Below are 26,193 nucleotides of genomic sequence, written 5' to 3' on the forward strand. Positions count from 1 at the left end.
AGACCTCCCAACCGTCTCGGGCTTTTTTTATGCGTTATATGATAACGTAAACAACCATGCCACCAATCAACCAAACTGCACTGAGTACACAAAGGCCAGCCATAATTTTATCACCGAGCGATGACGCGCTATGGTCATGATCGTGGTGATCATGCTCACTGGCTTGTTGTGCCTGACGCCAAAAAACAATCATCACCGTGCTAAGTGCAAGAAAGATTAGGTTCAAAACAAACCCATAATTTAGCTGAAAGTGCTCCTGCTCCGCTGGCGAAGTCCATTGCGATGCATCAGGTAGCAAGTCAAATGCAACCAAGCCGTAGTGCATCACCAATGACGCTGCAACCAGGCACACGAATAGCATCATGGCAATGTAAAGCGCCATTTTCCAGCCGTAGTACCGCGCATTTATTTTCAATACCGGAAGCACAATCAAATCAGAAAATATAAATGCCATGACCCCGGCAAAAGCTACACCCTCGCCAAATAGCACTGCCGCCAATGGAATGTTCCCCATAGAGCCAATAAAGGTAAAGAATGCAGCGATTGGCCCTACCACAGCCTGTTGCAACAATGACCAAAAGCCCGGTTCACCGGCACTGCCCACGCCAACAAAAAGCCACTCGAAAAACGCACTCGGTACGAACGCCGAAATAACACCTGCAACGGTAAAGCCGATAAGAATGTCCTGCCAAACCATTTGCCATTCCATGACATATTTTTGGCCGACTTGCTGCCACGTTTCTTTACTCAATAGGTCAGATAAGGTGCTTTCATGCCGATGTTCGTCTTCGCTGTCTTCGTGACGCGCTTGCTTAATAAGCTTTTGTGGATTGGTTAACGTAATAAATAGCCATACGAACAAAATCAGCAGCAGCCCCCCAACATACTCGCCAACCACAAACTGCCAGCCTAGAAAAATAGAGATAACAAACCCCAGCTCTATCACTAAGTTTGTTGACGCGAGCATAAACGCCATCGAAGCACTAAAAGCCGCGCCCTTATTAAAGAGCGCGCGGGTGGTTGAAAGCGCAGCAAAACTGCAAGAACTGGAAATGAATCCGAAAAACGTACCTAAGGAAACTGATTTAAGGTTGTTATTTCCCATTGCGTTGCGCATGCGTCGCTTGGTGATTAGCACTTGAATTAAACTACTTATCAAATAGCCTAATACAAAGGCCCATAATGCCATCCAGAAAAAACCAAAACTGGTATACGCGGATTTTCCCCAAGTGGTTATAAATTCAGCCATTAATTCTCCCTAAGCCGTCAATTTGAGCTCAAAGTATAGCAGTGCACCAAAACCTTTGAGCAAATCATAAAATTCCTGATTCGCACCCAAACGTATTTGGCGTTAAACTATACAGCTACCTGCAACAACGCTCAGTATAGGTATTATGAATAAATTTTCGATTGTGACACGCATCGGTATTGCCCTAAGCGCGATGGTGGCGTTGACGATACTGACGCTACTTGCATCATATTGGCTATCAGAAAAAGCCGACCACGATGCTTTGGCGATTAATGTTGCTGGTTCATTACGCTATCAAGCTTACCAATACAGCTGGCATGCCATGCATGACCCCGAAAATGCGGCGACTGTAGCCGCTGCACTCAATGAAAGCTGGAATCACCACGTTTTTAACCGGTTCAAAATTGAAGATAACGAACTAACCGACTTGTACACCCAATCAATGGCAAGCTGGCAAGCATTTCAGCAACAGGTCGCAACAGGCGAAATATCATCTGTACAACTGGTTGCCGCAATCGGCCCACAAATTGATCAAATTAACGAATTCGTTACTGCAATTCAGCAAGATGCTGAACAACGCATTCGCTCCATACGCTCCATTCAAGTGTTGTCACTGTTTGCCAGTATTGGCCTAGCCTTAGTTATTTTCTACTGGCTACGCACGCGCGTACGCTACCCGCTAGAAGTGCTCACACAAGCTGCCCGCCGAATTGGTCAAGGTGATTTTACCGCGCGCGTGAAGCACCCGATGAAAGATGAGCTCGGTGTACTTGCCGGTACCCTGAACAAAATGAATGAAGCTATCGGTTTTATGTACGGCAACCTTGAAAAGCGTGTCGACGAGCAAACACAAGCTATTCAGAAGTCGAATATTCGACTGCAATTTTTATACGATACCGCACGCACCATCATCGAACACTCACCGGGGTATCATGACTTTACCGCGATTGTAAACGGCCTGAAACGGGCCTCTGAAGTGGATGATATTGAACTGTGTTTAATCACAGAAGCGGGCAACAAACCGTACTTACAGGTGCAACCCATTGGCGCGCCCATTGATCCCTGTGAAGGCGTTGACTGCAGTCAGTGCGTGAATGCTGGTGGTGGTGTGTCGGTCATGGATGGTTTGCGCATTTATCGCTTCCCAATCGATCGTGAAGATCATAATTACGGGGTGTTGGTTGCGCGCTGCCCAACTAGCGAGCAACTCAGCGACTGGCAACAGCAACTCATTCAGTCAGTTGCCGACCAGCTTGCTGTGGCATTAAGCTTGAAACAAGAAGAAGAGCAAGTGCGACGGTTGGCACTGATTCAGGAACGGACGGTTATTGCTCGCGAACTCCATGACTCGTTAGCCCAAGCGCTGTCCTATTTGAAAATTCAGGTCACTCGATTAAACAAAGCCATTGAGAAAGACAACCGCGAGGTTATTGAAGATGTCTCAAAAGAACTGAAAGAAGGCTTGAACGCCGCATACCGCCAATTACGCGAACTGCTTACAACCTTCCGTTTAAAAGTGGATGGTGCGGGTATGTTGCATGCACTGCAAACCACCATGAAACAATTTAACGACCAGTCAGACATTGCGTTTCGCTTAGATTATCAGTTAGAAAGCACACCGTTGGTACCTCACGAAGAAATTCATTTGCTGCAAATTATTCGTGAAGCTTGTCAGAATGCCATTCATCATAGCCAAGGCACCGATGTGGTCGTAAAACTGGCACAGGACGAAAACAATGGCATTCGCCTTAGCATTGAAGATAACGGTGTCGGTATTCCAGAAAACGCAGAAAAACTGAATCACTATGGCTTGGCCATCATGCAGGAACGTAGTCGCCATTTAGGCGGTGATATTACGATTAAGCGCCGTGTTGTTGGCGGTACGGGGGTGTATTTCGAATTCACACCACAGTACATATTAGAACGCCAGGATGCTCCAACAACGGCTTAAGGGTTATAGAACTCAGCTTTATTGCGCAAGTACATGTACGCCACCAACGCTGCACATACCACGTAGAATAAGGCGAATACGAATAATGCATAAGCTGGGGTCGCGGTGGTGCTATTTACGTACCACAGCGCTGGAATATACGCTGCGCCGGCGCTAGCCACTGCAGTTAGCCAACGTAACGCTAGCGGCAACTGCTCCAACGGCAATACCACACTAACACTGCGAAAAATGGCACTACTGGCTGCTCCTGTTGCAATAAAAATAACCAAGAACACCAACAGGTACCCCAAAAACCACTGCTCTGGAAGTGGGCTGTGCGTTGCTTTATAAGTGATGACGCCAGCCACCACGCTGCTTATCGCCAACACCACGGCACACCACAGCGTCACCTTCGAACCCCCAAACAAATCAGCTAACCAACCACCAAATGGGCGCGCCAAAACCCCCAGCAACGGACCAATCCATGCGTAGGTTAATGCACTGGGGGTATACGTTGCGCTGAAACTTTGCAGACTTAATGGAAAGGTAATGGTGAACCCAATAAAAGAGCCAAAAGCCATCACGTAAAGTAACGTCATGACCCATGTATGTTTGTTACGCAGAATGGCGCGGTAATGGGCGCGATCGGTAATGGTGCCAAACGGCTTTGCTGGTTCATCTTGCGTGCGGCGAGCCACTTGCCAAACAATACTCGCAAGGGCAATCGCAACGATAATAATCCAGCCCATGTTTGCTAACCACAATGACGCGCCTGGAGCAATCACGCCAACGATGTCACCACTTCCATATGCTGAAATCCAAGGCGTGCCAGCAAGCGCGCCGAATAAATTAATACTGGATAGAAACGGCAGCGCCGCTTGCGCAATTACAATACCAATACCGGCTATACCAGCGTTGACCGCGAGGGTCCAACCAAGACCAGTTTTATCGACTTTGTCATTCTGGGTAAACGCAATAAATTGCGCACCACCAAAGCCGCAAGCTACGGCTAACCATTGCAACGCTGAATAGCTCAGTGGCGGGTGCATCAGTAGCCACACCATGGCGAATGCAGGAATCAAAAGCGCGGCTGTGCTTAGATAAATAAAGCGTGACTGCATAGCACGCTCACCCAGCCAGAAAAACACAAAATGCCACGCGGTTGCGCTAAGGCCAGATAGGGCCAGCAAGCGGTAAAGCTGTGCGAAATCAAAGCCAGCGTCTACCGAAAACAACTGCACCACGAGCACACTCAAGCTCATCCACAGTGTCATGCCAACAATCAAATTGATTGCTGTTGGCTTGTCGACTGTTGATGACACTCGTACTGTATTCACGCGTTGCTCCAGAAAATTTTCCAATGTGTAAACTATGCGTGATCTCGCGCAGTACAACAATTCAGCGGGAGTGATAACTGGCAGGTCATAAGAGGCACGTAAAACTACCCCTTTTGGGTTAGATTGCGCTAACCTATACTTTGTCATGGAACAATGTGTAACAATACTGACCGAACGCAACAAAGTTGATGCAAACAAGGAGCTCGTCATGTCTGACACCCCCGCTAGCATAATGCTTGTGGATGACCATCCGCTGCTACGCAAGGGTTTGAAACAATTAATCTCGCTGGAAGATAGCCTGGAAGTTGTTGCTGAATGCAGTAACGGTGCAGATGCCCTTATTCAAGCTGAAGAATTGGACCCAGACCTGATCATTCTCGACCTTAATATGCAAGGTATGGACGGTTTAGAAACCTTGAAACGCATGCGCGACAATGGCGTGACCTCACGCATTGTCATGCTCACTGTGTCTGATGCCGACGAAGACGTGGTTACCGCCATCACCAACGGTGCTGATGGTTATTTATTGAAGGACATGGATCCTGAGCTATTACTTGAGCAGATTCAACGTGCCGTAGATGGGAAAATGGTTTTAAGTGAAGCCATTACTGAAGTGTTAGCGACTGCATTACGCCGCCCTTCAGCACCCACGGCAAGTAAACTTGACGGATTAACGAACCGTGAACGAGAAATCTTAGAACTCATCGCCAAGGGCATGAGCAACAAGGTTATCGCGCGCGAATTGGATATATCCGACGGCACGGTGAAAGTACATGTAAAGCACCTGCTGAAGAAGCTCGGCTTACGTTCACGCGTAGAAGCCGCAGTATGGATGGTCAATCAAGACACTTAAGTATTGTTGACCAACATCAAAGCATTGCCCCAATAAACAGCCCACACTCGTGGGCTGTTTTGTTTTTGATAAGGGTGTTGCGATGCAATTGGGTGCTGCGATTACCAAGGCTCTGCGTCACATTGGCGTCAACGAGATTTTTGGAATTCCTGGGGACTTTATTCTGCCTCTGTTACAACAGTTGCAACAACAACCGGATGCGCTACCGTTTTACTACCTAACCCACGAGCCAGCTGTTGTTTATGCGGCTGATGCCGCTGCCCGATGCGCAAACCGCCCAGCTGCTGTTGCACTAACCTACGGTGCTGGCGCGCTTAATGGCGTCAATGCCGTGGCCCAAGCCTATGAAGAATATGTGCCGTTAGTTATTTTTGCTGGCTACCCAAGCCGCAACGAAGTAGCTTCCGGCCTGCAAATTCATCATCAAGCCAAAACTATCGATTCACAACGCCATATTTATGCGGAAATCACCTGTCTGCAAGTGCGCCTCGACAATGCTGAAACCGCACCTCTATTGCTGCAAGAGGCATTGCAAACCTGTAAAGCGCAGTCTCGCCCGGTATTGATTGAAGTCCCCCGCGATGCGGTCGATTTGGATATTGCGCCGCTGGCATCGTTTACCGCTTCACCCAAACTGCCAGCCAGCGTTCATGAAGATGATTATCAACGGCTTGTTGCTGCATTGAGCACAGCCCGCCGGCCCGTAATTCTAAGTGGCGTTAATGTACGGCGAAGCGGCGCTCAACACGCTGTTGAGCGTTTGGCCGAGCAGTTTAATATTCCCCTGGTCACATCACTGCTAGGGCGTGCCAGCATTAACCCAAACCATTCGTGCTATGGCGGTGTATTTTGTGGCGCTACAGACACCTTGGCTTACCAGTTACTTACCGACGCAGACATGATCATTGCTTTAGGCGTAATTTACACCGACAGTAATTTCAGTGCCCATCGCTCGTTAATCAACGCTCCGCATTTCTATCGCATTGATTTTCCCAAGCAGTCATTGAAAAGCTGGTGCAGTCGACTTGCTAGCGAGCCGTTACCGCTATTTGAAACACGAAATTTAAACCAACCCGAACTGCTGTTGGATTCAACATTTTCTACCGATGCCGTGGTACAGGAAATACATCGCCAACTGTCGCAGCAATCCACGATTGTGCCCATTGTCAGTGATGTGGGTGATTGCTTATTTGCTTCATTACGCGCTTCACCAACCGACTTTTTAGCGCCAGCATATTATGCCTCGATGGGTTACTCCATACCGGCAGCCCTGGGCGTTTACATCACCACCCAACGGCGGCCTGTGGTTCTTGTCGGCGACGGAGCCTTTCTAATGACAGGGCTTGAGCTTGGCCAATGCCTGCGTTATGGCTGCCTACCTATCATCGTACTGATAAACAATCAGCGATGGGACATGATTGAAGCCTTCGCGCCAAAGCTCAACTGCACCAAACTGCATCAATGGCAGTACACCAGTATTGCCACAAGTATGGGTATTGAAAGCGCTCGCGCCCATGACGACCAAAGCTTTGCTAAGGCATTTGCGAAGGCTTGGGCTGAACCCGACCAAGCACACCTGATCGATGTTTGGATGCCAGAAAAAAGTCGCTCCGCCAAGTTGGCCAAATTTGCCGAAACCTTGACCTCAATCAATAAAAGCAACTCAGTTGAGGTATAAACTACCCGACCATTTTTAGGCACGATTAACCCAGTCAAAGGTTTTATGCAGTTACACCCACCTGAATTACTGAGCCCTGCTGGCAGCTTAAAAGCCATGCGGCTCGCTTTTGCTTATGGCGCCGATGCAGTCTACGCCGGGCAGCCACGCTATAGCTTACGCGTACGTAACAATGAATTTGATCTGCCACGTCTGGCGCAAGGTATTGCTGAAGCGCATGCCTTAGGTAAAAAATTCTATGTTGTTGTAAATATTGCGCCGCATAATTCGAAGTTGGTTACCTTTGTGGACGACATGGCACCAGTCATTGCATTAAAACCTGATGCCCTGATTGTGTCCGACCCGGGAATTGTGATGCTGTTGCGCGAACATTATCCCGGCCAAGCGCTGCATTTAAGTGTGCAAGCGAACACCGTCAATTGGGCTGCGGTAAAGTTCTGGCAACAGCAGGGCATTGAACGCATCATTGTGTCGCGTGAGTTGGAAGTACGCGAAATTGCTGAAATTCGGCAAAAATGCCCCGATATGGAAATTGAAGTGTTCGTGCATGGCGCCTTATGCATGGCTTATTCAGGCCGGTGCTTATTGTCCGGCTACTTTAATAAGCGCGACCCAAACCAAGGTGCTTGCACAAACTCATGTCGCTGGCCTTATCAGGTGCACGACGCAGAAGAAGATGCGGTGGGCCAGTTCAATCCGATTGATACCCCTGTGCTATTAACTGAACCACAGCGCCCCGGTGAGTACATGCTGATGGACGAAGATCTGCACGGTACTTACATCATGAACTCCAAAGACTTGCGGGGCATTGAGCATGTGGATTCGCTCACCAAGATGGGCGTGCATTCATTAAAAATTGAGGGCCGCACCAAGTCACCGTATTACGTTGCGAGAACCGCGCAAGTTTACCGTCAAGCGATTGATGATGCTGCGGCAGGCAAGCCGTTTAACCGTGACTTATTGGCCGAGCTAGACGGCATGGCCAACCGCGGCTTCACTGAAGGGTTTTTACGCCGCCATGTACCCAGCGAAACCCAGAATTACGCCACCAGCCATAGCCAAGGTGAGCAATTACTGGTTGGCGAAATACTTGATTGCGATGGCGCCAACGCTACGGTTGACGTTAAAAACGCCTTTGCTATCGGCGATACATTAATTCTGATGAAGCCGTCGGGCAATATCACCTTCATGTTGCAGGCTATGGTAGACACCAATCACCACCTACTTGAGCGGGCCGCTGGCGCTGGTCGCCAAGTTGGGGTGCGCCTGCCCACCGCACTCAATGCAGAAGAGGCGCAGTTCAGCATGTTGATTAAAGTGGCCGACGTGAAACCGCAACAAACCATTCCGGTGGTCGAGGTGACCAATGCCTGTAGTCATTGATAGCGACTGCATTAATTGCGATATGTGTGTGCCTGAATGCCCGAATGATGCCATTGCCATGGGAAAACAGCACTATGTGGTCGATGTGAATAAATGCACGGAATGCAAAGGTTTCTACGACCAACCTGCTTGCATTCCGGTATGTCCAATTGAGTGCATGACAGTGGTACCCGACTCTTAGCGGGCAAGACAAGCACTCAGGTGCTTGTACCAGAATTCGATTGGCTGCTGCATGGTGCGACGGCCAACACTTATTTCACACACACATTGACCGTTTTTATTGGCTCGCGGTAATGGCAATACGATAATGCCGTGCGCATTCGCGTAGTCAGTAATAGCTCCCATCAGCGCCACTTCATCCTGGTCAATGTGCAGGTGAAACATGGCTGCTTGTGGTACGCCAGGATTCACGGTTACACCTTCAATACTGCCAAGTAACGGCCCCAACTCGCGGGCATAAACAACCGCGTCATCTATAGCGGCTAAGTTATCGTCAAGTCCCTTCTCCGCAGCCAAAATGTACGGATACATTGAAATTAAATTGCCTCCAGCACGGCGGCTCCATACCTTGGCTTCAGCAATAAACGCCTCTGTTCCCGCCAGTATCGCTCCGGCAACGCCGCCGATATCTTTGTATAAACTCACATACACGGAATCCGCCAGATCACAAATTTCCGCTAAACTGCGCTGGTAATAAGCGGGGCAATGCCATAACCGCGCGCCGTCAATATGCACAGCGATGCCGCGCTCCTTCGCCCACTGTGATTGCGCTTGTAAGTCAGTCCATTCAGGCAATTGCCCACCAATCTCACGCATCGGCAGCTCGAGTACGATTGCCGCCAATTGTTGCGCTTCTAATTGCTGCAAATCGCTGAGTGTCGGCACCTGCTCAGGCTGACCGACAAGGTGCCCTTTTAATCCCCAAAGCTGCTGATAGCCATCGTGTTCGTGCAGAACTAAATGCGAGCTCGGGTGTAGCGCAACATGGTTATTTTGGCGCGCAAGCGTATGAATTTTTAGGCCCAATGGCTGTGCTAACGTGCCGCTTGGCAAAAACAACGCGGCCGGCTTACCCAGCAATGCCGCAAGCTTCGCTTCAAAATCTTCAATTAGCGCACCGCTACCGTACACATCAGGCTCCTCGAACACTTCGGCTTTATCCGCAAGCTGGCGTAAAACAGTAGCCATAGACTCCGGCGGATGGCGCAAAATGGAATACTGTGCTCGACGTGCTGCTTGTTGGTAGGCGTGGCGTAAGCTGTTCATCATGGTGTCACTTGGTTGCAAAAATAGTGTTCTATTAAAACCATTTTCATCGGAAAAATCTATTGCGTTGGCCGTTTTTATTTGCTTTGACTAAACTTCTAAAGCGCGTAGTGTGAGGTAATGATCATCACAATCTTGATGATGCAAACGAATTGATACGAGGAGATTTTATGAGTGACAATGCAGGAAAATGCCCCGTCATCCACGGTGGTAATACCGCCACGGGAAAATCCAATATGGCCTGGTGGCCGAATGCTTTAAATCTCGACATTCTGCACCAACACGATCGCAAAACAAATCCACTCGACCCAGATTTCAAATACGCTGATGCGTTGAAACACCTTGACGTTGACGCCTTAAAGCGCGACGTAAAAGCGCTGATGACAGATAGCCAAGAATGGTGGCCGGCCGACTGGGGTCATTACGGTGGCCTCATGATTCGTATGGCCTGGCATGCTGCTGGCTCATACCGTATTGCCGATGGTCGCGGTGGCGGCGGAACAGGAAACCAACGTTTTGCGCCACTAAACTCGTGGCCCGACAACGTAAACTTAGATAAAGCGCGTCGCTTATTGTGGCCAATTAAGAAAAAGTACGGCAGCAAAATTAGCTGGGCCGATCTGATTATTTTAGCGGGCACTATGGCCTACGAATCGATGGGCTTACCGGCCTACGGCTTTGCTTTTGGGCGAGATGATATCTGGCACCCGGAAAAGGATATTTACTGGGGCTCGGAAACCGAATGGCTGGGTAAAACGCGGTATGAAAAAGACGACAGCAAAACATTGGAAAATCCTTTAGCAGCTGTACAGATGGGCTTAATTTACGTTAACCCTGAAGGTGTCGACGGCAATCCCGACCCACTGCGTACCGCACAAGACATCCGTGAAACATTCTTGCGTATGGCCATGAACGATGAAGAAACCGTTGCCCTAACAGCGGGTGGCCACACGGTTGGTAAATGTCATGGTAACGGGAAAGCGGAAAACCTCGGCCCCGAGCCTGAAGCTGCCGATGTACACGAACAAGGCCTTGGTTGGAACAACACCAAAACACGCGGTATTGGGCGTGATACGGTAACCAGCGGTATTGAAGGTGCTTGGACCACAAATCCTACACAATGGGATAATGGCTATTTCTACTTGCTCTTCACATATGAATGGGAGCTTAAAAAGAGCCCAGCCGGGGCATGGCAGTGGGAACCAATTAACATCAAGGAAGAAGACAAACCGGTTGATGTGGAAGACCCATCAATTCGCCGTAATCCGATTATGACCGATGCCGACATGGCCATGAAAATGGACCCAGAGTATCGCAAGATTTCTGAGCGCTTTTACAATGATCCTGCGTATTTCTCAGAAGTGTTCGCGCGTGCTTGGTACAAGTTAACGCACCGTGATATGGGGCCTTTAGCACGCTATTTGGGCCCAGATGTGCCAAGCGAAGAACTGATTTGGCAAGACCCGATACCGGCCGGTAACACCGATTACGATGTGGCTGCAGTGAAAGCAAAAATTGCCGACTCGGGTTTGTCACTTGCTGAACTTGCCGCAACCGCATGGGACAGTGCGCGCACTTTCCGCGGTTCAGATCTTCGTGGCGGCGCCAATGGTGCGCGTATTCGCCTTGCGCCACAGAAAGACTGGCAAGGGAATGAACCAGAGCGTTTGGCAAAAGTGCTGAGCAAGCTCGAACCCATTGCTAAGGCTACTGGTGCTAGCGTTGCAGACGTGATTGTTCTTGGCGGTAACTATGCCATTGAACAGGCCGCGAAGAATGCTGGCTTTGATGTCGAGGTGCCTTTTGCACCAGGCCGCGGTGATGCCACCGATGAACAAACTGAAGTGGAAGCTTTTGAGCCGCTTGAGCCGATTCATGATGGTTTCCGCAACTGGGTCAAGAAAGATTACACGGTACAACCGGAAGAGCTGTTGCTTGACCGTGCCCAGCTACTGGGCCTGACTGCGCCAGAAATGACCGTGCTAATGGGCGGCCTGCGTGTACTTGGCACCAACTACGGTGGTAGCAAACACGGTGTGTTCACTGACCGTGTTGGCAGTTTAACCAACGACTTCTTTGTCACTTTAACTGATATGGCCTACACGTGGCAGCCAACTGGTAAAAACAGTTATGCCCTGAACGATCGCAAAACGGGCGCAACCAAATACACCGCAACACGCGTTGATCTGGTATTTGGTTCGAATTCAATTTTGCGCTCGTACGCTGAGCTCTATGCCCAGGATGATTCGCAAGAGAAGTTTGTGAGAGATTTCGTGAAGGCATGGACCAAAGTGATGAACGCTGACCGCTTTGACTTAAATTAATCAGCGGCTGTGTTGAACAAAGCCTGGCTCTGTTTGAGTCAGGCTTTTTTATTCACTCGGTTCGTAGCTGCGCTGCTGGCATAACACCCGCAACCAATCCAAAGCTGGCTGTCCTGCTTTTGAGCGCGGATAGGCTAAACCGATGGTTCGCTGCAGGTTAATGCCTTGAATTGGCCGCAGTACCACATCTTGACGATCATGAAGCACCTCAAAGTCAGGCACTAAGGCCGCTCCAATACCCGCCGAAACCAAGCCGAGTGCATATTCAATGGTGTGGATGTCAGCCCGGATATCCGGCTGAATCCCGTTACGGATAAGCTCTGGATAAAATTGAGACCAAGCGTCGCATGGTGTGCGTTTAATCAACGCCAAACCGTCAAAATCTTCCAGCTGCAAGCTCTGCTTCAGTGCCAATGGGTGCCCTGCGGGCAATGCGATCAAAAAACAGTCAGTCCATATTGGTAAAAATTGTTCGCCTGCTTTTAGCATTTTGGGTGTGATGATGCGCGCATCAGCATCATCGTCAGGCTCCACCAAGTGCAACTCCAGCCCCTCAACACCGGCACTAAACTCACGTAGCAATTGGCTCATACGCTCCACACCCAAGGCACGAATTAACCCCAGCCTAAACTGTACCCGCGCCACACTATGGCGAAACGATGCTTTTAAGGATTGCATTTGACTCAGCAAACGTCCGGCATGGCCATACAGTCGCTCACCATCTTCGGTGGGGGTAACGCCGCGCGATTGTCGCACGAACAGTGTTGTACCCAACTCATCTTCGAGCTGTTGCAATGCCGTTGATAGGCTCGGTTGGGCCACATGACACGCCCGTGCGGCGGCACTAATGCTGCCGTTTTCATACACCGCCACAAAGTAATTGAGTTGCCGCAAATCCATAGTTAAAAGCTATATCTGGTTTAGTTTTTATATGATTTAACTTTACACCAAACCGGAGTAAAGTGAAGTACAAATAAAAACCGTTATTGGTTATTCGTTACTCGTTACTCGAAGAAACAAAAAACCGTCTTTAGGCATTTTTTAACGAATAACGAATAACGATTAACGTCTCTTAAAAACGAGGATTTCCCATGGCGCGTTTCCCATTTGACTGGCAAGACCCTTTTCAATTTTCATCCATGCTTACTGAAGAAGAACGCATGATTCGTGATACGGCGCATCAATATTGCCAAGAGAAGCTTATGCCACGGGTGCTTACGGCAAACCGTGAAGAACGCTTTGACCGCGAAATAATGAATGAACTGGGCGAGCTTGGCTTATTGGGTGCAACCTTGCCAGAGAAGTACGGTTGTGCGGAAGTAAACCATGTTTGTTATGGTCTGGTTGCGCGTGAGGTTGAGCGTGTCGACAGTGGCTATCGCAGCGCAATGAGCGTGCAATCGAGTTTGGTGATGCATCCAATTCACGCCTACGGTACCGAAGCACAACGCATGAAATATTTGCCGAAACTTGCCAGTGGTGAATGGGTGGGCTGTTTTGGTTTAACCGAGCCAGATGCAGGTTCTGATCCTGCCGGTATGCGTACCACGGCCAAGAAAATTGACGGTGGCTATGTGCTGAAAGGCACTAAAATGTGGATAACTAACTCGCCTATTGCCGATGTGTTTGTGGTTTGGGCGAAACTTGACGGTGAGATTCGTGGATTTGTGCTGGAAAAAGGCATGAAAGGGCTGTCTGCACCAAAAATTGAAGGTAAATTCTCACTGCGCGCATCGATTACCGGTGAAATTGTCATGGATAACGTCGAAGTGCCTGAAGATGCCTTACTACCTAATGTAAGTGGTTTAAAAGGGCCTTTCGGGTGTTTGAATAAAGCCCGTTATGGTATTGCTTGGGGCGCACTTGGCGCTGCAGAGTTTTGCTGGCATGCGGCGCGTCAATACACGCTCGATAGACACCAATTTAATCGCCCACTGGCAGCCACCCAGTTAATTCAAAAGAAGCTAGCCGACATGCAAACGGAAATTTCGATTGGCTTATTAAGCTGCATTCAAGCCGGTCGGTTAATGGATTTAGACCAACTGCCCCCAGAAACCATCTCGTTGATTAAACGCAACTCGTGCGGCAAGGCCCTCGACATTGCACGCGTAGCCCGCGACATGCACGGCGGTAACGGTATTGCTGATGAATACCACGTAATTCGTCATGTCATGAACCTTGAGGCCGTTAATACCTACGAAGGTACGCACGATGTGCACGCACTGATTCTAGGTCGCGCGCAAACCGGCTTACAAGCGTTCGGTTAAACACCAGCAACGTCGCAGGAGGTTTCCTATGGCTGCAGCAATGCACCCGTGGCTGGTTGAGTTTATCCAGCGTATTGAGCAACACCAGTTGCCCCCGGCTCATGCAGCCGGTGGCGTACTCAGTGACGCCGACTTATTTGAACTGTTTGAGTCACAACTCGACAGTCGACTACTCGATTTACAATCGCGGCTGATGCAGGCCGCTGGCCAAAGTTTCTATACCATCGGTAGCGCTGGCCATGAAGGCAATGCGGCGGTCGCAAAAGCCTTGCGTGTCACCGACCCGGCATTTTTACACTACCGCAGTGGCGCGTTTTTCGTGCAACGTGCCAAGCAAGCGCCAGGCAGCACACCACTGTATGACATGATGCTCAGCTTTGCCGCCTCAGCGGACGAACCCATATCTGGCGGGCGCCATAAAGTGTTGGGCAGTTTGCATTTAAATGTGCCGCCACAAACCAGCACCATTGCTTCGCATGTTCCCAAAGCAATGGGCACGGCATTTGCCATTGGCCTGTCAAAACGCTTGAATCATCAAGGTACCTGGCCCAACGATGCCATCGCGATGTGCAGTTTTGGTGATGCGTCAGCCAACCATTCCACTGCGCTTGGAGCGATTAATTCAGCCAGTTGGGCGGCCTATCAACAAATTCCAATGCCACTGTTATTGGTTTGTGAAGATAATGGCTTAGGTATTTCTACCCACACGCCAAAAGGTTGGATTCAACAACAATTGAGCCAACGCCCGGCATTAAAATACTTTTTTGCCGACGGCAGCAATTTGGCGGAAACCTATTTGGTAGCCCGCGAGGCGGCTGACTATGTTCGCCAAAAACGCAAACCTGCGGTATTGCACCTGCGTACCGTTCGCCTGTTTGGCCATGCCGGCGCTGATGCCGAAGTGGCTTATCGCAGCAAGCAGGAGATTGCCCTCGATAGCGAGCGCGATCCGCTACTGCACAGTTGTGCCGCATTGATCAGCCGTGGCTTATTTGACCACCAGCAACTCATTGAGTTTATTCAGTCACAACAACAACGTATTGCGCGCATTGCCACCCAAGCGTCGAAGCAACCCAAATTAGAAACTGCCGAACAAGTCATGGCGTCAATCACACCACCGGTGCGCACTCAAGCTCTACCGGCCCCGGTTACTGGTGAGCAACGTCAGGCACTGTTCAAGTGGGACAAACACAATCTCAGCAAGCCGCAACATCTGGGTAAAATGCTGAATTGGGCACTCCATGACTTGATGGCGCAACACGGCAACATCGTCATGTGTGGCGAAGATATCGCCAAGAAAGGCGGTGTGTACCATGTGACACAACATTTAATGGAAGCCTTTGGTGCGAACCGCGTGTTAAATACCGTATTGGATGAGCAGAGTATTCTCGGACTAGCCATCGGTATGGCCCAGCAAGGCTTTATTGCGATGCCAGAAATCCAGTTTTTGGCTTATGTGCATAATGCCGAAGATCAAATTCGCGGCGAAGCGGCAACCTTATCCTTTTTCTCCAATGGGCAATACACCAACCCAATGGTTATTCGGATTGCTGGCCTTGCCTATCAACGTGGCTTCGGCGGTCACTTCCACAACGACAATTCGTTTACCGTATTTCGTGACATTCCTGGCGTTGTTCTGCTTTGCCCTAGCAACGGCCGTGAAGGTGCGCTGTTAATGCGTCAGGCTGTAACGCTCGCTGCACGCGAGCAACGGGTAGTCATCATGTTGGAGCCTATTGCACTTTACATGACACGTGACTTGCATCAGGAAGGTGACGGGGGCTGGTTGTGTGACTATCCAGACCCGCAACAACCGGTGCCGGAATTGGGCGAGCCGACTATTTACGGTGATGGAAATGATCTGGCAATAGTTTCTTACGGCAACGGCTATTATTTAAGCCGACAAGCGGAAGCCCAACTTGCACAGCAAGGGCACAACGTACGGGTGCTTGATTTGCGCTGTTTAGTACCCTTGCATGTGGATAAAATAATTGCAGCGTTAGGCGGCTGTAAAAAAGTACTGATTGTGGATGAATGTCGCCGCCGCGGGTCACTCAGCGAAGAGTTATTCACAGCGCTGCATGAACACAAGCCCGGCCTGTTTACAGTTTCACGAATTAACGCGGAAGATAGCTTTATTCCGCTCGGTAAAGCTGCATACAGCGTGTTGCCATCAACAGCACAAATTGTTGACGATGCCAAAGCTCTGTTGGAGACAAACTGATGACTGCGGATAAAAAAACCGCCTTGGTTGTGTGCCCAGGTCGCGGCACTTACAACAAACCTGAATTAGGCTCAATTTCGGCCAATATTAGAGATAATGATGAATTATCGGCGAAGATACTGCACGATATTGACGATATTCGTGGTGAACTTGGGCTGCCAACGGTAACCGAACTTGACCAAGCGCTGTTATTTAAAACGTCATTGCATCAAAAACCAGAAAACGCAGCTGCATTAATTTATGCGGGGGGTTATTTGGATTATTTGGCGATTGATCGCGAGCAGTACGACATTGTCGGCATTACCGGCAACTCGATGGGTTGGTACACAGCGATGGCCTGCGCGGGCTGTTGGGATGTCGACACCAGCACCCGTCTAGTTACCAACATGGCCCAGTTGACGGCTGGTGGTGAAGGTGCCCAATTTATCTACCCGGTGGTCGACAATGAATGGCGCCCTAGCGCTGAACTAAAAGCTGCTGTTGATGCCCAACTGGCCCGCTTTCCTGGCGACCTGATGATGTCGATTCAGTACGGTGGTTACGCGGTAATTGCTGGCTCAACTGAAGCGTGCAATGCCGCAGTTGCTGCATTACCGCGGGTTGATGACCGATTCCCAATGGTACTGCCAGGCCACGCCGCGTTTCATACGCACTTTATGAATACAGCGTCTGAACAGGCATTGTCACTGTGGCCTTCGGCTGCCTTTAAAGCACCACAAACCGTACTAATTGACGGCCGCGGACACCTCTGGTCACCGCATGTGGTAGACAGCCGGGCGCTGCAGCACTACACCTTAGGGCATCAGGTTACGCAAACATATAACTTTAGCCGCGCCATACAAGTTGCCGTGAAAGAACTGGCGCCCGATACCATTATTTTGCTCGGCCCTGGTGCTGGTTTAGGCGGTGCCGTTGCCCAAGCGCTCATAGATATTCGTTGGCAAGGCTTAGCGAGTAAGAGCGATTTCGTGGCGCGCCAGCAAAGTGACACGCCCTATGTGTTGGCTATGGGTTTACATGAACAGCGTGCTCTGGTGACAGGTTAGCAAAACGAACTGGCAAGGCGCGCAGGCAAGCTTTACCGCGCGCCGTTAAGTCCGTCATAAACTGAAACTGCTGACGGGGGTCTATCGGATAAGCTTTGAGCCGATAATGCGTGCCCCATGGCTCTTCGCTGATAATGACCGTTATCGGCTGTTTCAATTGCACATACGGGCTGGTTAAAGCAACGTCTTCAAGCACCTGTTTTACCCGATGGGCATCGTGATCTGCAGTTAAATAGAAACTGGTCACGCACATTAAGCTAGGGCCGCCATTATTTGCGTTGTGGATGAGTTCGGTCCACAGCTTTAGATGCGGAACAAACACCACAGTGTCGTCCGGCGTCACCATCTCAACCGCACGCATACCAATGTGTTTTACTTCACCATAGGTACCATTCACCTCTATCCAGTCACCAGGCCGGTAAGGCAATTCATAGACCGCGACAATGCCCGCGATAAGGCTGCTGACATAATCCTTCATAGCGAAGCCAATCGCCAAGCCTGCAGCACCAAGAATTGCGACCATATTTTGTACCGTGGTTTCAATCACCATCGGTACAATCCAAATAATTGCCAGGACAAATACAATCACACGCAAAGTTGGAATCATTGCGAGTACAAACAAGCGTTGTTTGCCATGTAAGTGATCGGCCACCCACGGGAACACACGTTGGCTCAGCCAGATAATCGCAACGGAGACCGTGATCACAAGCGCAATTTCAATCACAGCATCACTGGTGACGGTTTTAAATAATCCGAGAATTTTATCCGTTTCCATTGTTCACCTTACTGGTCACTGATTGCTCTAGAATGCATCCACAAAAAATCCACGACTACGCAAAAAATCTCGTACCGCTAAATAACCATAAACCGTAATGCGCCATACTTCGTCGTCATAACTAATGAGTTTGGCTTGCTGCAACTGCAGCAATTGCACATCCAGTTGATCGGCGGCGATCATCGGCAGCACTTTTTGCAATGTGCGGCCGGAAAGGCCGGTGTGTAATAACAGGGTATACAGTACAAATGCAGTTTCATCGTGACAATCCGAGGGCATACTTGGCAGGTCATGCGCGTCGTCTTTTTCAACCGCCCATAAGGCTAACGCCAAGCCAAGATTACCAAAAGCTCGAGCGGCCAAACTTTTGAGTTTCTTTTCATCGGCTTGAATACCGACCTCCCGCATCAGCTTTTCATCGGCAGCCGCGAAGCAATACACATTCGGCATATTGACTGGCCAAGCACGTTGTAAAAATGCAAAAGACCAACTATCACAAACCACCAGCCCTTGACCAAGCTCCCCACGAAAAAGCTTGGGTAATAGTGCCCGAATAAACGCCAAACCGTCGGTGCCGCGTCGCCAATAATTTGAGAGATCGTCAATTATCCACGGTGAACTTGCTTGCGGCTTCCACCACGCATCGATATCAACATCGGCGAGCTCGGATTCCTGCGGCGCCGTTATCTTGCTCCAGTTATGACGTTTTGCCCATTCCCGTGCAATTGCAGCGGTACCGCTAAACGGTGGGCTAATCAGAAATTTGATACCGGGTTCACCCGCTTCGCGCCATTCATCCCACGCCCTATCTATTGCGTCGGCGCCAGGCTTCAAATCAAATTCCCGATAGCCTGGAAAGTCATGCTCATGCTCGTCACTTGGCGCTTCATCGCGTTTCGGAAAAAGGTTTCGAAAATGCTGAGCCAGCTGCTGCACTTTGGTGCTGGCCGGTGCGTCGGGCCGCTTGAATTCGGCCAAGCGTATAACCTGCCAATGGTTGGATGTTGACATATTTAATCCGTGCCCTTGTTGCAACGTCTCGTGCATTTTAATAGTTGATTTTAGCGCGCCCGATGGTATTGGTGTCCGTGCCAAACCAAAGCGCTCGACTCGCTGGGTCGAATACCATGTGCCGAATCGTCCCGCCGCCACTTTCTACTTCCACGGGCTTAGTAAAGGTTTCACTCACCGAGTCAAACCCAACAATACGATTAGGACGCACGCCAGTTTCCGCTACCCAAACGTAGCCCCGATGATCAACAGCCATGGCATAAGGCATCGAGCTGACACCAGCCGGTAACGGCCACTCATCAATTTGGTCGGTGGCTGGATTCCAGCGCCCTAAGTAGCCACCTGCATAATCAACGTACCAGAAATGTCCTTGTGCATCGACACCTAAACGGCGTGGGCGATTATTATCACGCGGCAGCTGGATTTCTTGCGGGTTATTGTTTTCGTCCAATGTCAGCAGCTTGTTGGTACCAAACAGAGCCACCCAAGGTTTGCCTTGAAACACCACCAAGCCATAAGGCCGAGCGTTTGGGGTAGGCACATCCCACAAACGAATGGCGTTGGTTTCTGCGTCCATGTGCCCTATTTGATTGGCGCCTTGCGCGGTAAACCAAATGTCGCCGTTATAATCGAATTCCATGGTATGCACGTCGCGGCGTCCGGAACCGGGCAACGGATACTGCGTTATTTCAAATGTTTTTCGATCGATTTTCCCGATATGTGCGGCTTTGTTACCGGCATACCAAGCACCGCGCTCATCGACAATGATATTGTGTGGCCCCGCACCGTCAGGTAAGTCAACGCGTTTCATGTCACCTGTTTCAGGGTTTAATACTGCTGCATAATCGGAAGCTTGCCCAACAAACCAAACTTCGTTTTCACCTGCAACAAAGGGGTCACGAGGTCGCGAGTTTTCCCATGGCACCTGCCATTCTGTAATTTCTACCGTAGCCTGCGCGGTGGTCGGTACGTCTGCGCTAAGCATTAACGCCAAAGTAAGTGACAACATAGAACCTCCCGGTTGTTATTGGTTATTCGTTATTGGTTATTCGTTATTGGTTAATGGAGTATAGACCGTCATTGATTTATAGTGTTTTTATCTTGTACGAAAAACGAATAACCAACAACGAGTAACGGTCTTGCCATGTTAGAAATTTTCATTGCGGTTTTATTTTTTGCATTCTCGACCACCATAACACCGGGGCCGAACAACGTCATGATCATGTCTTCTGGCATGAACTATGGCATTAAAGCCAGCTTGCCGCACTTTTTCGGTATTTGTTTTGGCTTTCCGGTCATGGTGCTGCTTGTTGGTTTGGGTTTTGGGGTAATCTTTGATCGTTACCCAAACCTGCACCAGCTTATTAAAGTTCTGGGCATAATTTACTTGCTGTGGTTGGCATGGCATATCGGCACTGCCGAACCCAAAGCCATTAAGAAAGGCGAGAAAAAGCCATTCACGTTTTGGCAAGCGGCGTTATTTCAATGGGTTAATGCAAAGGCTTGGGTCATGGCAACCGGTGCGGTTGCAGCATTTACCACGGTAGCAGGCTCACCACTACTGGAAGTGCTGGCAATTACACTGGCATTTTTACTGATGGCCTTTCCGTGCGTTGGGGTTTGGCTGGCTTTTGGTTCGCTGTTGCGAAAAGTGCTTACCAATCCGATTATGCAGCGCCTGTTTAACATCACCATGGCGTTGATATTAGTACTTTCGATTGTGCCAGTCGTTATTGACCTGTGGTATTTCTATTTCGCGCCGGCGGCTTAGCATTCAAAATCGGCTAACTGGTTCGTCATCGGCGTCTAGATAGGCGCTGATGGCGGCGATGAATTCCTGACCATAGCGTTCGAGTTTCTTCTGCCCCACGCCAGTAATTGCCAACATTGCAGTTTCATCAATGGGATAATTAACAGCCATTTCGACTAAGCTGGTGTCGTTAAATACCACAAAAGGCGGCACTTCTTCAGCATCCGCAATGGTTTTGCGAAGCGCGCGTAAGCGCCGAAAGAGCACTTTGTCATAATCGCCACGGTCAGCAACCCGGGGTTTACTCACCACCAGGTTTATCCGCGGTTCGGCCAGTTGCAACGCAATTTCACCGCGTAGCACGGGGCGCGCAGCATCGGTAAGCTGTAATACGCCGTATTGCTGCACATTTTGAATCACCAAGCCGCGATGTATCAGCTGCCGTACCACGCCAAGCCAATATTCATGGCTTTGATCAGCACCAATGCCATAGGTTGATAGCTTGTCGTGGCCAAGTTCCATTAAACGTTGTGACTTACTGCCGCGCAGCACATCAATGACATGGTTCATACCAAAACGTTGGCTGACACGGTAAATGCACGACAATACTTTTTGCGCATCCACGGTGCCATCGTATTGGCGGGGCGGATCTAAACAAATGTCGCAGTTGCCACAGGGCTTATCGCGGTATTCATTAAAATAATTTAGGAGCACCAGGCGCCGACAGGTTTGCGCCTCACTCATGGCTTGCATAGCCGCAAATTTATGCTGTTCAATGCGGCGACGATCTTCGTCAGGGTGGTCAACAATAATACTTTTTATCCAAGCCGCATCGGAGGGATCGTAAAGCAATACCGCTTCGGCGGGTAGGCCGTCGCGCCCAGCACGGCCTGTTTCCTGATAATACCCCTCAACACTGCGTGGCACGTCAAAGTGCACCACAAAACGTACGTTTGGCTTGTTAATTCCCATACCAAAGGCGACGGTGGCGACCACCACGTCAATGTCATCTCGGACAAAACCGCGTAACACAAACTCGCGCTGACTATGCGCCATGCCGGCATGGTAACCAGCGGCACGAAGCCCTTCACGTTGCAATTTTTCCGCCAGTTCTTCTACTTTTTTACGGCTACCGCAATACACGATTCCAGATGCACCACGTTGCTTTTTAATGTAGTCCGTAACTTGCTTGTAGGGTTTGTACTTTTCTTCCACCACATAGCGAATATTCGGCCGGTCAAACGAGCCTTTATAAACCACCGGGTCGTGCAAATGCAGGCGGGTAATGATATCGGCCTCGGTGGCCGCATCTGCCGTTGCAGTGAGTGCCATAAAAGGCACATTGGGTAAGGTTTCGCGTAACTGCCCCAATTGACCGTATTCCGGCCTAAAGTCATGCCCCCACTGCGAAATGCAGTGCGCTTCGTCAATGGCGACCAAGCTAACCTGCCACTGTTGCAACAAACGAATGAAGAACCCTTGCATTGCCCGCTCTGGGCTTACGTACAACAAACGAATTGAATTACTGTTCAATTGCTCCATAATGCTGGCGTTTTGTTCCGGCGTTAGTCCATTGTTAAGTGCCGCAGCGGCCACGCCCATGGTCTGCAGTGCTTCCACTTGGTCTTGCATCAGACTAATCAACGGTGAGATAACCACAGTTAAACCGTCACTGGCTAGCGCCGGCAACTGATAACATAACGACTTTCCGCCACCTGTGGGCATTAATACCAAGGCATCGCGGTGCTGCTGCACAGCTTCGATCACCTGCTGTTGGCCTTCGCGAAACGCGGTGTAGCCAAATACATCGGCAAGAAGTTGTGACAGTGCAGAGTCAGACAAAATTACGTCTCCAATTGACGAGAACATATTGAAGGCCCTATTGTATGCATCCCGCTACCGAAGCTCCACCGACTATCGCGTAAATCCGTGATATTCTGTCTAAGGGTGCTGATTTTTCGTACAATTCAACATGAGACACGACCTAAATGACCGATGATGCTGCACGCAGCCGCCAAGGTGTACTTTTTGCCATTGCCGCCTACACCATGTGGGGCATTGCACCCGTCTACTTCAAATGGCTTCAGTCTGTCCCTGCATTAGAGATTCTGGGACATCGTATTTTGTGGTCATTTATTTTGGTGTTTGTGCTGATTGTGCTGCTGGGTCGTGGCAATCGGTTAAAGCCTGTACTGCAAAATAAAAAACAAATGCTGCGCTTAACGGCTGCAACCTGTTTGTTGGGCGGCAATTGGTTTTTGTTTATCTGGGCTATCAACAACGACCACATTTTGGATGCCAGCTTAGGCTATTACATTAATCCGCTTTTGAACGTCGCAATCGGTATGGCGTTTTTTGCAGAACGCATGCGTAAAATGCAATTAGCCGCTATTGCCTTGGCATTTATTGGCGTGCTGATTCAGGTGATTTCGTTTGGCTCTGTGCCTTGGGTGGCATTGGCGTTAGCTTGCAGCTTTGCTATTTACGGCGCAATTCGCAAACGTTTACCAATAGATTCAATTACCGGGCTGTGGTTAGAAACCTTAATTTTAATGCCTGCAGTGCTGATTTACATGGTCTTTTTTGCCAGCTCGAGCGCTGCGGATATGACCCAGAACACGTGGCAAATTAACACCTTGTTGATAGCTGCTGGCGTGGTCACCACTGCACCATTATTGTGCTTTAATGCGGCGGCCCAGCGTATTCGCTACTCAACGTTAGGCTTCTTTCAGTACATTGGCCCATCAATGATGTTTATTTTAGCGGTGTGGGTATATGGCGAGCCGCTGGCTGCTGATAAGCTGGTGACGTTCGCCATTATCTGGGTGGCGCTTGCGCTCTATAGCGTAGACACCTTGGTGCATCAGCAGCGTTCTAAACGCGCGTAAGCCACGACCAGCCATTTGCTGCCTAAGTCGTCAAAGTTAATTTGAATGCGGCTTTGCGGGCCAGTTCCTTCATAGTTCAGTACGGTGCCTTCACCAAATTTGGTGTGGCGCACCCGCTGCCCTAACGTATAACCGGTCTGCTCGAAAGCCTCGTGACTGGCGCCCGAGTGAAAGCGTCCAAGTGCTGGAGAGTGATGCGTGGTGCGCGCTTGTAAGCGCACATGATTGAGCATTTCTGGGGGGATTTCTCCGACAAATCGGCTCGGGATATTGCGCCGTTCCTGACCATAAATTCGCCGCAACTCGGTGTAGGTAATCACCAACTTTTGCATTGCGCGGGTCATCCCCACGTAGCACAACCGACGCTCCTCTTCGAGCCGACCGCTCTCACCAACGGATTGCTGAGACGGGAACAAACCTTCTTCAACACCGCTCATAAATACCAACGGGAACTCTAAGCCTTTGGCGCTGTGTAGCGTCATCAGTTGCACCGCATCTTGATGTTCATCGGCTTGCTCTTCGCCTGACTCAAGCGCCGCATGAGCAAGAAAAGCATTCAGAGGCGTCATATCATCTTCAATAACCGCATCCATGGTGTTGAATTTATCGCAGGCATTCACAAGCTCTTTTAAGTTTTCTACGCGGGTTTCTGCTTTTTCGCCTTTTTCTGATTCGAACATGGCCATCAAACCACTTTTCTTAATCGCCGTGTCAACTTGACGCCCCAACGGGTAATCGCTGGTTTCGTCTTCCAGACTATCAATCAAATCTAAGAAACTTTGCACGGCATTGCCGGCACGACCGCTGAGTACTTTCTCTTGCACCAACTGCCTGGCGGCTTCCCACATCGGCAGGCCACGATCGCGAGCCCCCTCGCGAATAATACCCAAGGTACGATCACCGATACCACGCGTTGGGGTGTTTATCACGCGCTCGAGCGCGGCATCGTCGTTACGGCTCGCAATTAAGCGCATGTACGCCAGGGCGTCTTTTACTTCAAGCCGATCGAAGAAGCGCAGGCCGCCGTAAATTCGATAAGGAATACGCGCATGCAGCAAGGCTTCTTCCAACACACGTGATTGGGCGTTGCTGCGGTATAAAATGGCGACGTCTTGCAAGGCATTGCCATGCTCATGCCACTGCTCAATACGCCCAGCGATATAACGTGCTTCGTCCATTTCGTTAAATGCCGAGTACAAGTCAATTGGGTCACCCGAACTGTCTTCAGTCCAGAGTTCTTTGCCTAAACGCCCACTGTTATTCGCAATAACCTGATTGGCCGCGGTAAGAATATTGTTGGTGGAACGATAATTTTGCTCCAACCGAATGGTTAATACGTCAGGGTAGTCACGCAAAAACTGCTGAATATTTTCAACTTTAGCCCCGCGCCAGCCGTAAATTGACTGATCATCGTCGCCCACAATGGTTACATAGTTGGTTTCTTGCTGACCTTGACCAACACCGGACATTAATTTAATCCAACCGTACTGAATGGCGTTGGTATCTTGAAATTCGTCCACCAAAATATGGCGAAACCGGCGCTGATAATGCTCACGAACGTGGCGATTGTCGCGAATAAGTTCATGAGCGCGTAGCAGCAATTCGGCAAAATCAACTAAGCCAGCTCTGTCGCAGGCGACCTGATAGGCTTCATAAATTTCTTTGAGCGTGCGTTCATTAAAATCGTAGCCATCAAGATGATGCGCCCTTAGGCCTTCATCTTTTTTACCGTTAATAAACCACTGGGCTTGTTTCGGTGGCCAGCGCTTTTCGTCAAGGTTCAAGCTACGAATAATGCGTTTCACTAAGCGCTGCTGATCATCACTATCGAGAATTTGGAAATTTTGCGGTAAACCAACATCCATATAATGGGCGCGCAATAAGCGATGAGCCAGACCATGGAAGGTACCAATCCACATCGCACGTACTGAACTACCAAGCAATTGCTCAATGCGGCCACGCATTTCGGCGGCCGCTTTGTTGGTAAAGGTAACCGCCATGATACTTTGGGGTGATAAACCACGCTCTTGAATCAGCCAGGCAATACGGTGCACCAACACCCGCGTTTTACCACTACCGGCGCCCGCAAGCACCAACATGTGGCGTTCTTTCGCGCCAACAGCCTCACGTTGTTTGTCGTTCAGTTGTGCTAATAACGGGTGGTTTTGCATGGATTGTCACCAACAGATAAAAAGGGCAGTGTAGTGGCTGA

The 26,193-nt window shown here is 49.7% G+C and carries 20 protein-coding genes; 11 read left to right on the forward strand and 9 right to left on the reverse strand.

The window, feature by feature from the left end; genetic code table 11:
- Positions 1 to 34: 34 nt before the first annotated feature.
- Complete coding sequence (locus ACN0UN_RS06240; RefSeq protein WP_417659228.1) at positions 35 to 1,249, reverse strand: permease; 1,215 nt, start codon at positions 1,247 to 1,249, stop codon at positions 35 to 37.
- A 145-nt stretch (positions 1,250 to 1,394) separates the two neighbouring features.
- On the opposite strand from ACN0UN_RS06240, the gene ACN0UN_RS06245 reads away from it, so the two are divergent.
- Positions 1,395 to 3,200 carry an ATP-binding protein gene (locus ACN0UN_RS06245; RefSeq protein ID WP_417659229.1) on the forward strand — a complete coding sequence of 602 codons (1,806 nt, stop codon included), beginning with the start codon at positions 1,395 to 1,397 and terminating at the stop codon, positions 3,198 to 3,200.
- Here ACN0UN_RS06245 and ACN0UN_RS06250 read toward each other — a convergent pair.
- Positions 3,197 to 4,516 (reverse strand): hypothetical protein, encoded by a 1,320-nt coding sequence (locus ACN0UN_RS06250; protein WP_417659230.1) that lies wholly within the window; start codon positions 4,514 to 4,516, stop codon positions 3,197 to 3,199. The two genes, ACN0UN_RS06245 and ACN0UN_RS06250, sit on opposite strands and share 4 nt — an antisense overlap.
- A 208-nt stretch (positions 4,517 to 4,724) precedes the next feature.
- Between ACN0UN_RS06250 and narL the strand changes: the two genes are divergently transcribed.
- The 4 genes from narL (at position 4,725) to ACN0UN_RS06270 (ending at position 8,611) form a co-directional block, all read left to right on the forward strand.
- Entirely contained in the window at positions 4,725 to 5,369 is a 645-nt protein-coding gene (narL, locus tag ACN0UN_RS06255; RefSeq protein ID WP_417659231.1) for a two-component system response regulator NarL, read from the forward strand.
- Between the two features lie 82 nt (positions 5,370 to 5,451).
- On the forward strand, positions 5,452 to 7,047 hold the full coding sequence (locus ACN0UN_RS06260) for a thiamine pyrophosphate-binding protein (RefSeq protein ID WP_417659232.1): 1,596 nt from the start codon (positions 5,452 to 5,454) through the stop codon (positions 7,045 to 7,047).
- Positions 7,048 to 7,092: 45 nt separating this feature from the next.
- Positions 7,093 to 8,430, forward strand: coding sequence for a tRNA 5-hydroxyuridine modification protein YegQ (yegQ, locus tag ACN0UN_RS06265; RefSeq protein ID WP_417659233.1), 1,338 nt, complete (start codon positions 7,093 to 7,095; stop codon positions 8,428 to 8,430).
- Positions 8,414 to 8,611, forward strand: coding sequence for a YfhL family 4Fe-4S dicluster ferredoxin (locus tag ACN0UN_RS06270; protein WP_417659234.1), 198 nt, complete (start codon positions 8,414 to 8,416; stop codon positions 8,609 to 8,611). The genes yegQ and ACN0UN_RS06270 overlap by 17 nt, the downstream gene beginning before the upstream one ends.
- Here ACN0UN_RS06270 and ACN0UN_RS06275 read toward each other — a convergent pair.
- Entirely contained in the window at positions 8,608 to 9,699 is a 1,092-nt protein-coding gene (locus ACN0UN_RS06275; RefSeq protein ID WP_417659235.1) for a threonine aldolase family protein, read from the reverse strand. The two genes, ACN0UN_RS06270 and ACN0UN_RS06275, sit on opposite strands and share 4 nt — an antisense overlap.
- Before the next feature lie 167 nt (positions 9,700 to 9,866).
- Here ACN0UN_RS06275 and katG point away from each other — a divergent pair, with 167 nt between their 5' ends.
- Positions 9,867 to 12,020, forward strand: a complete 2,154-nt coding sequence (gene katG, locus ACN0UN_RS06280; protein WP_417659236.1) for a catalase/peroxidase HPI — start codon at positions 9,867 to 9,869, stop codon at positions 12,018 to 12,020.
- Between the two features lie 48 nt (positions 12,021 to 12,068).
- Here the strand turns inward: katG and ACN0UN_RS06285 are convergent, their stop codons facing one another.
- A complete protein-coding gene (locus tag ACN0UN_RS06285) occupies positions 12,069 to 12,920 on the reverse strand; it encodes a LysR family transcriptional regulator (RefSeq protein WP_417659237.1) in 852 nt (283 codons plus the stop codon).
- 191 nt (positions 12,921 to 13,111) lie between these two features.
- Between ACN0UN_RS06285 and ACN0UN_RS06290 the strand changes: the two genes are divergently transcribed.
- The 3 genes from ACN0UN_RS06290 to ACN0UN_RS06300 are packed head-to-tail and all read left to right on the forward strand — an operon-like array spanning position 13,112 to position 17,557.
- Positions 13,112 to 14,287: an acyl-CoA dehydrogenase gene (locus tag ACN0UN_RS06290; protein WP_417659238.1), complete on the forward strand. Its 1,176-nt coding sequence runs from the start codon at positions 13,112 to 13,114 to the stop codon at positions 14,285 to 14,287.
- 28 nt (positions 14,288 to 14,315) lie between these two features.
- On the forward strand, positions 14,316 to 16,511 hold the full coding sequence (locus ACN0UN_RS06295) for a thiamine pyrophosphate-dependent enzyme (RefSeq protein ID WP_417659239.1): 2,196 nt from the start codon (positions 14,316 to 14,318) through the stop codon (positions 16,509 to 16,511).
- Positions 16,511 to 17,557 (forward strand): malonyl CoA-ACP transacylase, encoded by a 1,047-nt coding sequence (locus tag ACN0UN_RS06300; RefSeq protein ID WP_417659240.1) that lies wholly within the window; start codon positions 16,511 to 16,513, stop codon positions 17,555 to 17,557. Before ACN0UN_RS06295 ends, ACN0UN_RS06300 begins: the two co-directional genes overlap by 1 nt.
- Here the strand turns inward: ACN0UN_RS06300 and ACN0UN_RS06305 are convergent.
- From ACN0UN_RS06305 to ACN0UN_RS06315, 3 genes are read right to left on the reverse strand one after another with little or no spacing between them, the layout of a single operon-like run.
- A complete protein-coding gene (locus tag ACN0UN_RS06305; protein ID WP_417659241.1) occupies positions 17,517 to 18,332 on the reverse strand; it encodes a mechanosensitive ion channel family protein in 816 nt (271 codons plus the stop codon). The genes ACN0UN_RS06300 and ACN0UN_RS06305 overlap by 41 nt on opposite strands.
- Positions 18,333 to 18,359: 27 nt before the next feature.
- Positions 18,360 to 19,343 (reverse strand): hypothetical protein, encoded by a 984-nt coding sequence (locus tag ACN0UN_RS06310; protein WP_417659242.1) that lies wholly within the window; start codon positions 19,341 to 19,343, stop codon positions 18,360 to 18,362.
- Between the two features lie 37 nt (positions 19,344 to 19,380).
- Positions 19,381 to 20,352 (reverse strand): lyase, encoded by a 972-nt coding sequence (locus ACN0UN_RS06315; protein ID WP_417659243.1) that lies wholly within the window; start codon positions 20,350 to 20,352, stop codon positions 19,381 to 19,383.
- A gap of 135 nt (positions 20,353 to 20,487) precedes the next feature.
- Here ACN0UN_RS06315 and ACN0UN_RS06320 point away from each other — a divergent pair, with 135 nt between their 5' ends.
- Positions 20,488 to 21,114 carry a LysE family translocator gene (locus ACN0UN_RS06320; RefSeq protein ID WP_417659244.1) on the forward strand — a complete coding sequence of 209 codons (627 nt, stop codon included), beginning with the start codon at positions 20,488 to 20,490 and terminating at the stop codon, positions 21,112 to 21,114.
- 3 nt (positions 21,115 to 21,117) lie between these two features.
- Here the strand turns inward: ACN0UN_RS06320 and recQ are convergent, their stop codons facing one another.
- Positions 21,118 to 22,962, reverse strand: a complete 1,845-nt coding sequence (gene recQ, locus ACN0UN_RS06325) for a DNA helicase RecQ (RefSeq protein ID WP_417659245.1) — start codon at positions 22,960 to 22,962, stop codon at positions 21,118 to 21,120.
- A 119-nt stretch (positions 22,963 to 23,081) separates the two neighbouring features.
- Between recQ and rarD the strand changes: the two genes are divergently transcribed.
- A complete protein-coding gene (rarD, locus tag ACN0UN_RS06330; RefSeq protein ID WP_417659246.1) occupies positions 23,082 to 23,981 on the forward strand; it encodes an EamA family transporter RarD in 900 nt (299 codons plus the stop codon).
- Here the strand turns inward: rarD and uvrD are convergent.
- The gene (uvrD, locus tag ACN0UN_RS06335; protein WP_417659247.1) at positions 23,957 to 26,152 is read right to left on the reverse strand and encodes a DNA helicase II; all 2,196 of its coding nucleotides are present in this window, start codon (positions 26,150 to 26,152) and stop codon (positions 23,957 to 23,959) included. The genes rarD and uvrD overlap by 25 nt on opposite strands.
- Positions 26,153 to 26,193: the final 41 nt, after the last annotated feature.

The sequence above is a fragment of the Pseudidiomarina sp. genome, assembly GCF_048267825.1.
Classification (GTDB): Bacteria; Pseudomonadota; Gammaproteobacteria; order Enterobacterales; family Alteromonadaceae; genus Pseudidiomarina.